General features: G+C 62.7%; 12 protein-coding genes and 1 pseudogene. 1 reads left to right on the top strand and 12 read right to left on the bottom strand.

The genetic code is table 11. From position 1 onward, the window contains the following. Positions 1–9: 9 nt before the first annotated feature. The 10 genes and pseudogenes from fabZ to A9K71_RS07495 all read right to left on the bottom strand — a co-directional run bounded on the left by fabZ (position 10) and on the right by A9K71_RS07495 (position 10,193). Positions 10–471 carry a 3-hydroxyacyl-ACP dehydratase FabZ gene (fabZ, locus tag A9K71_RS07540; RefSeq protein ID WP_066992658.1) on the bottom strand — a complete coding sequence of 154 codons (462 nt, stop codon included), beginning with the start codon at positions 469–471 and terminating at the stop codon, positions 10–12. Beyond that, complete coding sequence (lpxD, locus tag A9K71_RS07535; protein ID WP_066992654.1) at positions 464–1,519, bottom strand: UDP-3-O-(3-hydroxymyristoyl)glucosamine N-acyltransferase; 1,056 nt, start codon at positions 1,517–1,519, stop codon at positions 464–466. Before lpxD ends, fabZ begins: the two co-directional genes overlap by 8 nt. A 78-nt stretch (positions 1,520–1,597) precedes the next feature. After that, positions 1,598–3,967: an outer membrane protein assembly factor BamA gene (gene bamA, locus A9K71_RS07530; protein ID WP_066992650.1), complete on the bottom strand. Its 2,370-nt coding sequence runs from the start codon at positions 3,965–3,967 to the stop codon at positions 1,598–1,600. Positions 3,968–4,185: 218 nt separating this feature from the next. Then, positions 4,186–5,328 (bottom strand): RIP metalloprotease RseP, encoded by a 1,143-nt coding sequence (gene rseP / locus A9K71_RS07525; RefSeq protein ID WP_066992647.1) that lies wholly within the window; start codon positions 5,326–5,328, stop codon positions 4,186–4,188. Between the two features lie 103 nt (positions 5,329–5,431). Then, on the bottom strand, positions 5,432–6,247 hold the full coding sequence (locus A9K71_RS07520) for a phosphatidate cytidylyltransferase (RefSeq protein WP_066992644.1): 816 nt from the start codon (positions 6,245–6,247) through the stop codon (positions 5,432–5,434). Between the two features lie 10 nt (positions 6,248–6,257). Then, positions 6,258–6,989 (bottom strand): annotated as a pseudogene (locus A9K71_RS07515) (isoprenyl transferase); the annotation flags it as partial. Positions 6,990–7,009: 20 nt separating this feature from the next. Further along, positions 7,010–7,564: a ribosome recycling factor gene (gene frr, locus A9K71_RS07510; RefSeq protein WP_082980388.1), complete on the bottom strand. Its 555-nt coding sequence runs from the start codon at positions 7,562–7,564 to the stop codon at positions 7,010–7,012. Positions 7,565–7,653: 89 nt separating this feature from the next. Further along, complete coding sequence (pyrH, locus tag A9K71_RS07505; protein WP_066992639.1) at positions 7,654–8,376, bottom strand: UMP kinase; 723 nt, start codon at positions 8,374–8,376, stop codon at positions 7,654–7,656. A 150-nt stretch (positions 8,377–8,526) separates the two neighbouring features. Further along, positions 8,527–9,636, bottom strand: coding sequence for an aldo/keto reductase (locus A9K71_RS07500; RefSeq protein ID WP_066992636.1), 1,110 nt, complete (start codon positions 9,634–9,636; stop codon positions 8,527–8,529). A 29-nt stretch (positions 9,637–9,665) separates the two neighbouring features. Continuing rightward, positions 9,666–10,193, bottom strand: coding sequence for a nuclear transport factor 2 family protein (locus A9K71_RS07495; protein WP_066992790.1), 528 nt, complete (start codon positions 10,191–10,193; stop codon positions 9,666–9,668). A gap of 119 nt (positions 10,194–10,312) precedes the next feature. On the opposite strand from A9K71_RS07495, the gene A9K71_RS07490 reads away from it, so the two are divergent. Next, the gene (locus tag A9K71_RS07490) at positions 10,313–11,239 is read left to right on the top strand and encodes a LysR family transcriptional regulator (RefSeq protein WP_066992633.1); all 927 of its coding nucleotides are present in this window, start codon (positions 10,313–10,315) and stop codon (positions 11,237–11,239) included. A gap of 27 nt (positions 11,240–11,266) precedes the next feature. On the opposite strand, the gene tsf is transcribed toward A9K71_RS07490, so the two are convergent. Next, a complete protein-coding gene (gene tsf, locus A9K71_RS07485) occupies positions 11,267–12,187 on the bottom strand; it encodes a translation elongation factor Ts (protein ID WP_066992630.1) in 921 nt (306 codons plus the stop codon). Positions 12,188–12,306: 119 nt separating this feature from the next. Next, positions 12,307–13,086 (bottom strand): 30S ribosomal protein S2, encoded by a 780-nt coding sequence (gene rpsB, locus A9K71_RS07480; protein ID WP_059188654.1) that lies wholly within the window; start codon positions 13,084–13,086, stop codon positions 12,307–12,309. Positions 13,087–13,241 lie beyond the last annotated feature (155 nt).

Raw genomic sequence — 13,241 nt, 5'->3', positions numbered from 1 at the left:
TAGAAACCGTCAGCCGGTGACCATCATAGCCGAAACTTCGGCTTCGGCGGCCTTTGCGCCATCCACCATCGCCTCGCAGGCAAATTTCAGCAGGTTGCCGCGCTTCTTGATCTTCTTGACGTGGATCCTGAGCTGATCGCCGGGGACGACCGGCTTGCGGAACTTCGCGTTGTCGATGGTCATGAAATAGACCAGCGACGGCTTTTCCGCATTGAGGCTGCGAATGCAGATCGCGCCGGCGGTCTGGGCCATGGCCTCGATGATGAGCACGCCCGGCATGACCGGCTGCTGCGGGAAATGGCCCTGGAAATGCGGTTCGTTGATGGTCACGTTCTTGATGCCGACCGCGGAGTCGTCGCCGTCGATTTCGACGATGCGGTCGATCAGCAGAAACGGATAACGGTGCGGCAGGAGCTTCATCAGCCCCATTATGTCGACCGCCTCAAGTGTCGTCGCAACCGTGTCAGCCATTTCCGTCGCCCTGCTTGCGAGTCCTGGCCAGCCTGCGCAGCATCGCGATCTCACGCATGGCTTCCGCCATGGGCTGCGCCGGATAGCCTCCCCAGACCTCGCCCGCCGGCACGTTGCTCATGAATCCACTTCTCGCAGCAAGCTTGGCCCCGGGACCGATGGTCAAATGATCGGCGAGGCCGACGCCGCCACCCATGGTGACGTTGTCGCCGACGACGACGGAACCGGAAATACCCGAAAGCCCGGCTATAATGCAATTGCGGCCGATGCGAACATTGTGGGCGATCTGCACCAGATTGTCGATCTTGGTGCCTTGTCCGATGATCGTGTCGGACATCGCACCGCGATCGACGGTCGAGTTGGAGCCGATCTCGACGTCGTCCTGGACGATGACGCGGCCGATCTGCGGCACGCGCTCAGGTCCCTTCGCGCCGGCCACGAAGCCGAACCCGTCCTGACCGATCCTTGCACCGCCATGAATGATGACGCGGTTGCCGATCAGCGCATATTGGATGCTGGCGCCCGGACCGACATAGCCATCACGACCTATCTTGCACGATCGGCCAATGACGGCATGGGGCGCAATGACCGTGCCGCTCCCGATGGCAGCGCCGGGACCGATCACGGCGCCTGCCTCCACGATCGCCCCGGCTTCGACACGCGCGGACGGGTCGATGTGCGCTTGCGGCGAAATGCCGGTTTCGCCGGTCATCGGCCCGGGCGTGGCGGCCTGCGGAAAGAGCAGTCGCCCCACCATGGCGAAGGCCTGCTGCGGGCGCGGATGCGCCAGCACCGCAATCCCCTGCGGCGCCCTGTTGGCGAAGTCGGCAGGACAGAGAACGGCAGCCGCCTTGAGCGAATGCATCAAGGCGAAATTGCGCTTGCCGTCGACAAAAACGAGCGCACCGTCGCCACCCTCATTGGCGGGCGCCAGCGCGTCGATGGCGATGTCGGCCTGCGAGGAATCAATAAGATTGGCGCCGGTCAGATTCGCGACCTCGCCAGCCGTATACCGGCGTGAAGGCGCGAAGAACACCGGATCGGTCATTCCACAAACATTATCCAGCTAGGTCGGATCAGTCGATTCCGGGCCATCACACGACCCGGAAACATCGTAACCCGCGGATTAGAAACGGGTCGCTATGCCGAAGTTGAATTCCTGCACGTCGTCGCCCGGCTGCTTCTCGACCGGGATCGCATAGTCGATGCGGATCGGACCGAACGGCGAAGCCCACATCAGGCCGACACCGACCGAAGCGCGCAGATGCATGTCAGCCGATCCCGGCTTGATCAAAGCAGGATCGAGCTTGCTGCCATAGAGCGTTGCCGCATCGGCGAACACCGCGCCACGCAGGCCGAAGCTTTCCGGAATGACCGGCATCGGGAACTGGGCTTCCGCCGAAGCATTGAAATAGGTCGTGCCGCCGAGATGGTCGCCACTGGTGTCGCTGGCAATCGGGCCAATGCCGCCATAGGCGAAACCGCGGATCATGCGGTCATTGCTCTGGAAGTGGTCGAAGATGCGCAGATCGCCATTGCCGTAGCCCGCGATATAGCCAGCGCCGCCCGACACCAGGCCGACTAGGTCCAACTGCTCGGACAAGGTCTGGTAGACGCTTGCTCGCCCGGTCAACTTCACCCACTTGGCGTCACCGCCGAGACCGGCGACTTCCGTTGTGCCTGTGATGTAAAGACCCTCGTGCGGATTCTTCATGTCGTCGATGGTATTGTAAACCAGACCGAGGCTGACCGACGACTTGGTCCATGGGCTCTCGGCGACGCCGTCGCGGATGGCTTGGGAGATCGTGCACTTGGACGGATCGTAGACGCCGCTGGTCAAGCAGCCATCGGCGATCGAATACTTCTCCTGCGAGATATTATACGCCAGCTGCGTCGAGATGCTGTCGGTGATCGGCAGGCCGAAGCGAATGGTCGCGCCCGTGACGTCCGTATCGTAGTGGTTGTACTCGCGGGTCGACTTGTAGATGTCGAAGCCCGCCGCGATGCGCCGGCCGAGAAAATACGGCTCGGTGAAGGAGATCGCATAGTCGCGCGAGTTCTTGCCGCCGCCGGCCGACAGCTTGATGTACTGGCCGCGGCCAAGGAAGTTGCGCTCGGTGATCGAGCCTTCGACGGACGGACCCGGCGTGTCGCCGCCGGTCGAATAGCCGGCGCCGACCGAGAACTCACCGGTCGACTTCTCGACCACATCGACCACCAGGACGACCTGGTCCGGAGCGGACCCGGGGACGGTCGAGATGTCGACTTTTTCAAAATAATCCAGAGCTTCCAGCCGCTTCTTCGCGCGCTGGATAAGCACCTGGTTGAACGCGTCGCCTTCGCTGACATCGAATTCGCGCCGGATGACATAGTCGCGCGTGCGGTCGTTACCGCGGATTTCGATACGCTCGATATAAGCCTTGGTACCCTGGTCGATGGTGTAGACGACCGAGATTGTATGATTCTCGAAATTGCGGTCGCCGCGCGGCGTCACCTGGGCAAACGCATAGCCTGAGCCGGCGACCTTTTCAGTGAGCGCAACAATCGTGTCCTCGACGTCCTTGGCGTTATACACATCGCCCTTGTGCGTCTGGACCACCGATTCCAGCGACTTTGAGTCGACCTCGGGAATCGTGCTCTCGACACTGATGTCGCCGAAGTTGTAGCGCTCGCCTTCCTGCACGGTGATGGTGACCGTGTATTTGTTGGTGGCTTCGTCCAACTCACCGACGGCCGAAACGACCTGGAAATCGGCGTAACCGTGATTGTAGTAGAAGCGGCGCAGCAACTCCTGATCGGCGCGCAGTTTGTCCTCGTCATAGACGTCGTCGCGCAGCACGAACGAAAGCCAGGACGAACGCTTGGTGTTGATGACGTCCGACAGGCGACGGCTGGAAAAAGCGCTGTTGCCGACGAAATTGATCGCCGCGATCTGCGTGCGCGCGCCTTCGTTGATGTTGAAGACCACGTTCACGCGATTGTCGCCGAGGTCCATGATCTGGGTCGTCACGGCGGCGTCGTCGCGGCCGATACGCCGATAGGCAGCCTTGACCGCCTCGACGTCGGCGTCGAGCGCCTGCTGCGAGAAGGTCGCGCGCGGCTTCAGTTGGACGGCGGCCTGGAGCGCGTTGTCCTTGAGCTTCTTGTTGCCCTGGAACAGGACCTGGTTGACGACCTTGTATTCGGAAACCTTGACGACCAGGGTCGAGCCGACCTGATTGATCTGGACGTCCGAGAACAGCCCGGTGCCGAACAGGGCTTTCACGGCGCTATCGACATCGGCGCTTGAAAACGCCTTGCCGGGCTTGATCGAAATGTAATTGCGGATGGTTTCGGCATCGACACGCTGGTTGCCGCTGACCTCGACCCTACTGACCACTGCTGCTTCGGCTACCGATGTGGCAACGAACTGCACTGCGAGCGCGCCTGGCAAAACCAGGGCGGCGGACAAAGCCGCCGCGGACGCGGCGCTCAGAAACTTGGATGCTGCCTTCATCGGGCTTTTGTACCTTTTTCTCGTAGTCCCCACGGCGAGAAAACCGGACGTGCGGTATTTTCCCTTACCGTATTAACCGGATTTCCCCTACACGCAAGGCTCCCGGTTAATTTGTATTTACTTAACCCTGTTGCGTGGCTTTCGTGTCACGCATATCCCCACGCATGGTAAACGGCGTCTCAATATGGATGGAGCCGAAGCCAAATTCCTTCATGATTTCAGCACCCAAACAGATCATTCCAAAAAACGAAACCCATAAATCCGAGCACCAGAAGGAGACCGGTCCGGTAGGCCATCTCCATCATCCGCTCCGACACGGGCCGCCTTATGACGGCCTCCACGCCGTAGAACAAGAGGTGGCCGCCGTCGAGAGGGGGAATCGGCAGAAGATTGAGAATCCCTATCCCGACTGACAGGAATGCAACAAGCTGCACCAGCCACTCGAAACCGAGTTTGGCCGCCTGACCCGACATTTTCGCGATCTTGATCGGGCCGCCGAGTTGGCATTTGTCCTCGCGCCCGACGACGAAGCGCTGCAGAAATTGCCCGGTGCGCTCGATCACATGCCCGGTTTCTTCGACAGCCGCCGCCAGCGCGCCCGCGGGCGTGTAGGAGACCAGTCGCGGCTGCCCGAGTTCGGCGTTGTTGGCCACGCCGATGATCGCGACCTTGACCTTGTTGCCGAGCGCATCCTGCTGCTCCATCGGTTCCGGTGTCGCGGTGACGGTGATTTCCTTGCCGTCGCGCAACATGGTGAAGGTGATGGCGTCGCCGGCGCGGCCCGAAACCAGGCGTTGAACGTCGGCGAAGGTCTCCACCTTGTTGCCGTCGACTCTGACGAATCGATCGCCGGGCTGAATGCCCGCCCGCGCCGCCGGGCTGCCGGCGCTGACTTCGGCCACCATCGGCTCCATTACCGGGCGGCCGTAGAGGGAAAACAGCACCGCGAACACGGCGATCGTCAGCAGGAAATTGAACAGCGGCCCGGCGACGACGGTCGCCGCGCGTTTCCAGATCGGCTGGGTGTGGAAGGCGACCTCGCGCTCGGCCTCGCTCAGCGATTCGAGGTCCTCGGTGCTCGGCTGGCTCGATGTCGCGTTCATGTCGCCGACGAATTTCACGTAGCCGCCAAGCGGAATGGCGCAAAGCTTCCAGCGTGTGCCGTGGCGGTCGTTGAAACCAAAGAGCTCCGGGCCGAAGCCGATGGCAAAAGCCTTGACGCCGATGCCGCACCAGCGGCCGATGAGGTAGTGGCCCATCTCATGCACGAATACCACGACGGTGAGCACAAACAGGAACGGCACAAGGGTGCCGAGGACAAAGCCCTGCGTGCTGAAGAGCGCGTGAAGAATCTCGTTCAAGTCATGCCCTCAAAATTCGCCCAGCGCGACAGTCCGCCGCGACTGTGGCATCAATCCGGGCGAATCCATGGCACGCGTCGTTTTCGCCCATTGGCGACGCCAGTCAGTTCGGAAACAGCCCCATTGCCGGATGGTCGGCGCCCGCCGCAATCCAACCGATGACGTACAGGGCGAACGCAGCCGCGACAAGCCCGTCCACCCTGTCCATGACGCCGCCATGGCCGGGAATGAGATTGCTCGAATCCTTGCAGCCGTGCCGGCGTTTGACCCAGGATTCGAACAGATCGCCGATCTGCGAGACGATCGAGAGTGCCAAGGCGACGAGACCAAGCATAGTGAGATTGCCGGCCCCGGCCGCGATTGCCAGCACCAATCCGGCAGCGATGCCGCCGACAGCGCCGCCAAGCGCGCCGCTCTGCGTCTTGCCGGGCGAGATTGATGGCGCAAGCTTCGGGCCGCCGACCCTGCGGCCGACGAAATAGGCCGCTATGTCGGTCGCCCAGACGACCGCGAACAGGAAGAGGATGGCGATCAATCCTGAGTGGCTGTCCCCGCGCAGATAGGCGAGCGACAAGCCGGACAACGACGCGTATGCCAGCCCCGAGGCCTCCCACTGCACTGCTCCCCGCAGTCGCGCGGCAACAGCGACGATAACAGTGATGGCTGCGACCAGAAGCAGCAGCCACAGTGCCGGCAGGCCGGCGACCAGCGCGCCGATGAAGACCAGAATCAGCACTTCCGGCAGAAAGCCGAGCGTCGCACCGTTCTCAGCGCGTGCCATGCGCGTCCATTCGTAGAAGATCAACGCCGCGATCGCCGCACAGAACAGGCGGAACGGCAGCCCGCCGAGCCAGGTGAGCGCAAGTGTGGCGGCTGCCATCACGATGGCCGAGATGACACGCTGCTGGAGATTGCTCATCGATGCCGCGCTACAAGGCGACGTCGCGGGCGGCGAGCCCGCCGAAACGGCGTTCGCGGCCGGCAAAGTCGCGCAGGGCGTCGGCCAGGTGCTCCCGGCTGAAGTCCGGCCAGTAGCAAGGCAGGAAGACAAGCTCGCTATAGGCGGCCTGCCACAAAAGGAAGTTCGACAGCCTGAGCTCGCCGCTGGTGCGGATCACGAGGTCTGGATCGGGAATGCCCTCGGTGTCGAGCGAGCCGGCAAAGCTCTCCATCGTGATGGCGTCGCTTGTCAAGTCGCCGCGAGCCACGGCATCGGCGAGCTTGCGCGCGGTGCGCACGATCTCGTCGCGCCCGCCATAGTTAAAGGCGATGACCAGCGTCAGCGCCTCATTGCCCGCGGTCAGCGATTCGGCCTCCTGCAGCAGGCCTCTGATGTCCGGCTGTAGCCCTTCCCTGTCGCCGATCACCCTCACCCGCACGCCGTTTTGGTGCAGTTCGGCGAGATCGCGGCGGATGAAGAGCTTCAGGAGGCCCATCAGGTCGCTGACCTCGGACTTCGGCCGCGACCAGTTTTCAGAGGAGAAGGCATAGACCGTCAGATGGGAGATGCCGAGCTCTGGCGCGGCGCGCACCGTCTTGCGCAAGGCTTCAACGCCGGCGCGGTGGCCGGCAAGCCTCGGCATGCCGCGCGCCTTGGCCCAGCGTCCGTTTCCGTCCATGATGATCGCGACATGCGCGGGGGTTGTCATGGTCTCGCTTTCGAGCCGGTGAGAAACCGACCCTAAACCTGCATGATTTCAGCTTCCTTATCGGAAAGCAGGTGATCGATGGTGCTGATCATCTCATCGGTCAGCTTCTGAACCTGGTCGGAGCGCTTGCGATGATCGTCTTCGCTGATCGTGCCGTCCTTTTCCGCCTTTTTGAGGAAATCCATGCCGTCGCGACGGACATGGCGAACCGCGACGCGGGCGTTCTCCGCATAGCCGTGCGAGATCTTGACCAGTTCCTTGCGGCGCTGCTCGTTGAGTTCGGGCAAAGGAATCCTCAGATTGGTGCCGTCGACGATCGGATTGAAGCCAAGATTGGCCTCGCGGATAGCGCGGTCGACGGCGCTCACCATCGATTTGTCCCAGACCGAGACCGAAATCATTCGCGGCTCGGGCACCGATACATTGGCCACCTGGTTGATCGGCATCGTCGTACCGTAGGCATGAACCTGGACGGCGTCGAGCAGGTTGCTGGAAGCGCGGCCGGTGCGCAGCGAAGCGAGATCGTGCTTGAAGGCCGCGATCGCCCCGTCCATGCGCCGCTTGAGATCGTCGTACTCGCCACTCATGATCATCTCCTCGACCCGTTCGCCGGGTTCACTGCTTGTCTTCTAGTCTCGTCCGGGACCGGCGATCATTCAGCCGTCTTCGGCCCCAGTCAATTGTCCGCGACGATGGTGCAACGGCCGCCGCCTCTTAGAATTTCGCCGAAACCACCTTTTTCGTGGATCGAATAGACGATTATCGGAATGTTGTTTTCACGCGCAAGTGCAATCGCGGCCGTATCCATGATCGTAAGCCCGCGTTTGATGACTTCGGCATGACTTATGCGGTCGAAGCGCACCGCCTCCGGATCCTTCTTCGGGTCGGCCGAATAGACGCCATCGACCTGCGTGCCCTTGAACAGCGCGTCGGCGCCGATCTCGGCGGCGCGCAGCGCTGCGGCCGAATCGGTGGTGAAGAACGGATTGCCGGTGCCGCCGGCAAAGATCACCACCTTGCCTTGATTCATATAGGCGGTCGCCTGGCGCTGTGAAAAACTTTCGCAGAGTTCCGGCATGGCAATGGCCGAAAGCACCACGGCGTCGACGCCGATTTTGTTCAGCGAGGTGCGCAGCGCCAGCGAGTTGATGACGGTGGCGAGCATGCCCATGTGATCGCCGGTGACGCGGTCGCCGCCCTTGGAGGCGACGGCCACGCCGCGGAAGATGTTGCCGCCGCCGATCACGACTCCGACTTCGACGCCAAGCGCCCGCGCCTCGGCAATATCGGCTGCGATACGGTCGACGACCGAGACGTCGATCCCGAAATGCTGTTCCCCCATCAAGGCTTCGCCCGAAGCTTTCAGCAAGACACGTCGATAGAGGGGCTTCACCGTCATCTGGTTCCTCGAAAAATCTCGGCGCGGGCAAATCTGGAGGCGAAGGCGCCCCGCTTCGCCTGGCGGCGCTGGCACGATGGTTCGACCCGATACACGAAGGGCGCGGCGATGTCACGCCGCGCCCTCGCTCAAAATTCCAGGCTTTTCCGATCAGTTGCTGCTGATGCTGACCGCCTCGCCTTCGATCATGACCGGCAGCGAATAGCCGGACGGCTTGTCGCCGGTCACGACACCGCCGGCCACCCTGACCTGAATCTCGGGTCCAAAAAAGGAATGCGGGAACGGCGCGGGCGCAAGGCTCACCGAATCGAGCCGCTTGCGAAGGTCGGCAGGGAATGAAAAGTCGAGCGCCCGCAGATTGTCCTGCAACTGGGCAAGTTTCGTCGCGCCGAGGATGACGGTGGCCACACCCGGCTGCGCCGCAACCCAGTTCAGCGCCACCTGCGCCATGCTTCGATCGAGTTCGGAAGCCACCTTCTCGAGTTCCGTAACGATCGCCCAATTGCGTTCGCTGAATTTCTGGAAACCCGGATGCGTGGTGTTGCGGAACCCGTCGAGCCGGCCGGCATTGCCGGCTTGCGCCGGGCGGTATTTGCCGCTTAGCAGGCCGCTGGCCAGCGGGCTCCACGCCATGATGCCGGCGCCGTGACGCGAGGCGAAAGGCGCGAATTCATGTTCGATCGAACGCTCGGCGAGCGAATATTCGAGCTGCAGGGCCGAGACCGGCTCATAGCCGCGCAGTTCGGCGATCGCCTGCGCCCGCCCGGCATACCAGGCCGGCACGTCGGAAAGACCGATATGGCGTACTTTGCCGGCACGCACCAAATCGTCCAGCGTGCGCAACACCTCCTCGGCCGGCGTCAGCCTGTCCCAGACATGCATGAGGTAAAGATCGATATGGTCGGTTCCGAGCCGCTTCAGCGAAGCGTCCACCGCGCGCATGATGTTCTTTCGGCCATTGCCGCCGGCATTCGGATTGCCGGGTTCCGTGTTCATCGTGAATTTGGTGGCGATCACCGCCTTGTCGCGCAAGCCGCGCTCGGCGACGAATTCGCCGAGCCAGGTCTCTGCCGTCCCGCCGGTGTAGAGGTCGGCCGTGTCGAAGAAATTGCCGCCGGCCTCGACATAGGCGTCGAACATGGCGCGGGCGGTTTCCCTATCAGCACCCCAGCCCCATTCGGTGCCGAAGGTCATGGTGCCCAGCGCCAGCCGGCTGACGCGCAGGCCGCTGTTGCCAAGTGTGTAATAGTTCATGCTCATGACGTGTTCCGATCGTGTTTGGTATGGGCTTACTGGCCAGGCGTCGCTTTCACCCAGGGATTGCCCCGCTCATGCGTCATGCGGAACGTGAAGCCGTCGACCTTCCAGCCTTGACCCGATCGGGTCAGGCGATGCTCATAGGTGCCCCAGACCTCCCAGAGCGGATCGCCATTGCCTTCCATCCTGTTCCAGGCATAGCCGTTGGAACGGACGGTCGCCGTATCGGCCTCTATTTCGACCTGATGGTTGGTCCGCAGGTGCAGGCTCGTCTTGCTGCCTTTGAGATTGGCAGCCCAGGCGCCGATCAGATCGTCGGAGGCGACCGTGGCCGCGGGCTGTCCGGAAAGGCTGCTGAAGTCCGCGGTAACCCGGTCGGCGAAGAAGCTGCGGGCGAGTTTCCAATCCTGCGCATCGACGGCGCGGTCAATGGCATCCGCGATGCGGATGACGGCGCGCTCGTCGGCGAGCATTTGCCAGCCCATTGGTTCGGCTCCGCCGGCGTCGACGGGCGCCAGTGCCAGTCCTGCCGCGAAGGTCACGTGTCTCAAAGCATTCATGTTTTTCTTCTCCTTGCGCATCGCGCCCCACCGCCGATGTGTTTGGCGACAATGTGGACCACCTTGACGGCATCGATAAGATTGCATTGTTCGCAAGGACTATGCGATGTTATTCATGAATGGATCGAGATCTGCTGACGCATCTGCCGGTGATCGTCGCCGTGGCTCGGCGCGGCGGCTTCGCGCTTGCCGCGGCCGAGCTCGGCATGAGTCCGTCGGCCGTCAGCCATGCGGTGCGGCTGGTGGAAGAGCGCATCGGCCAGCCGCTGTTTGCGCGCACAACGCGCAGCGTTTCGCTGACCGAAGCCGGCAAGGCGCTGGTGGAGACCGCGGCCCCTGCCCTGCAGGACATCTCCGAGCGCATCGACCGCATCCGCGGCGTCAACGGCAGGCCCTCCGGCCTGCTCAGGATCAATGCGTCCAATATCGCGATCCCCCTGGCGGTCACGCCGGTGATCGCGGCCATGGCCGAAGGCTATCCGGAGGTAACGGTCGAGGTCTTCGCCGACCAGGCCCTGGTCGATATCGTCGGCGAGGGTTTCGATGCCGGCATCAGGCTGGGCGAGATGATCGCACAGGATATGATCACCGTGCGGCTTACGCCTCCCTTCAAGGCGGTGGTTGTCGCCTCGCCCGCCTATGTCGAAAAGCACGGCCGTCCCCGCGCGGTGGCCGATCTCGCCAAGCACAATTGCATCGGCTACCGGCTTGTCCGCGCCGGCGGGCTCTATCGTTGGGATCTGAACGAGAACGGCAAGGATGTCGTGGTCGAGACGCGCGGCACGGCCATCGTCACCGATTCCCTTGCGGCGATCGATCTTGCGCTTGCTGGCGTCGGGCTCGCCTACGTATTCGAGCCGCTGGTGCGCGCCGATCTCGCCGCGGGTCGTCTGGTTCAGATCCTGCCGAAGACTGCGATCGAGGAGCCGGGCCTGTTCCTCTATTTCCCGCGCAGGGCATCGATGGCGCCGAAGCTCAGAGCCTTTATCGATACCGCTCAAGAGATCGGCCGGGCATCCATGCGGACACCCGGCCGAGTTGCCTGAGCTCTGTAGCCTTACTTTTGCTTCGGGCTATTTCTTGACCGCGGCCGCGACTTCCGCCGCGAAATCGGTCGTTTCCTTCTCGATGCCTTCGCCCAGAGCGAAGCGCAGGTAAGCGGTGATCTTGGCCGGCGCGCCGATCTCCTTCTCGGCATCGTTCAGCGCCTTCTCGACGGTGATGTCGGGATTGAGCACGAAGGCCTGCTTCAGGAGCACCACCTCTTCATAGAACTTACGCAGCCGGCCCTCGACCATCTTCTCGATGATCGCTTCCGGCTTGCCGGACTGGCGGGCCTGGTCGGAGAAGATCGCCTTCTCGCGCTCGATCAGGGCCGGGTCGACTTCCTCGGCAGTCAGCGCAACCGGGTTGGTCGCGGCGACATGCATGGCGACCTGGCGGCCGAAGGCGCTCGCCGCATGCTCATTGCCGGTGGTCTCGATCGCGACCAGCACGCCGAGCTTGCCGAGGCCGTCCGCGACGGCATTGTGGACATAGGTCGCCACCGCGCCATGCGGGACAGTGAGCTTGGCCGAGCGGCGGAAGCCCATGTTCTCGCCGATGGTGCCGACCGCGTCCTTGATGGTGTCGGTGACTGACTTGTCGGAGCCCGGATACTTGGCCGCGGCAACTGCTTCGGTCGTGCCATAGGCGAGCGCCACCTTGGCGACGTTGGCGACGATTTCCTGGAAGGCGGAGTTGCGCGCGACGAAGTCGGTCTCGGAGTTCACCTCGACGACCGCGGCTTCGCGAACACCGGAATCGACGCCGATCAGGCCTTCCGCCGCGGTGCGGCCGGCCTTCTTGTCGGCCTTGGAGATGCCCTTCTTGCGCAGCCAGTCGACGGCCGCTTCCATGTCGCCGTTGGTTTCGTTCAACGCCGCCTTGCAGTCCATCATGCCCGCGCCGGTCAAGTCGCGGAGTTCTTTGACCTGTGCAGCCGAAATGCTCATTGTCGCCTCTTTGTTTCAAATGCGCCGACGCACCATCGAATCCCGATGATGCGCCCGGCAAAAGCGCTTTAACGCGCCAACTTATTGGAAAGATGAAGGCCGAAGCCGGCCTTCGTTTTTCAAGCTTCCGGAGCTTCAGTGGCCGGAGTGTCGAGCGCCGGTTCGACCGGAGCCTCGGCCGACGCGCCGATGTCCATGCCGAGCGCACCCTGCTGCCGGGCGATGCCGTCGATCGCAGCCTTGGCGATCAGGTCGCAATAAAGCTGGATCGCGCGGGCCGCGTCGTCATTGCCGGGGATCGGGAAGTCGATCTTGTCCGGGTCGCAATTGGAATCGATGATGGCGACGACCGGGATGCCGAGGCGCTTGGCCTCGAGGATGGCGATCGCTTCCTTGTTGGTGTCGATGACGAACATCAGGTCCGGCGTCGAGCCCATGTCCTTGATGCCGCCCAGCGCCTTGTTGAGCTTCTCGCGCTCGCGGTCGAGGTTGAGCCGCTCCTTCTTGGTGAGGCCCTGGGCCTCGCCGGCCAGCGTCTCGTCGAGCTTGCGCAGGCGCTGGATCGAATTCGAGATCGTCTTCCAGTTGGTCAGCATGCCGCCCAGCCAACGCGAGTTGACGTAATACTGGGCCGAACGCTGCGCGGCGTCGGCGACGATGTCCGAAGCCTGGCGCTTGGTGCCGACGAACAGCACACGGCCGCCCTTGGCGACGGTGTCGGAAACCTGCTTCAGGGCCTGGTGCAGCAGCGGCACCGTCTGCGACAGGTCGATGATGTGGATGTTGTTGCGGGCGCCATAGATGTAGGGCGCCATCTTCGGGTTCCAGCGGTGGGTCTGGTGGCCGAAGTGAACACCAGCTTCCAGAAGCTGGCGCATGCTGAAATCAGGCAGAGCCATTCCTTAGTTCCTTTCCGGTTGGCCTCCACGGACACAGGCATTTCGGACTTATGTCCTGATGCCACCGGAGGTTTCAGCCGGATTTCTCCCGGGCAGACACCAAAGTCCGTGTGTGGAATGAGCGCGCATATAGAGGGGAAGTCTCGTAAACGCAA

The organism is Mesorhizobium sp. WSM3873 (assembly GCF_001672445.1).
GTDB lineage: Bacteria > Pseudomonadota > Alphaproteobacteria > Rhizobiales > Rhizobiaceae > Mesorhizobium.
This window is presented reverse-complemented; position numbering and strand designations above follow the sequence as displayed.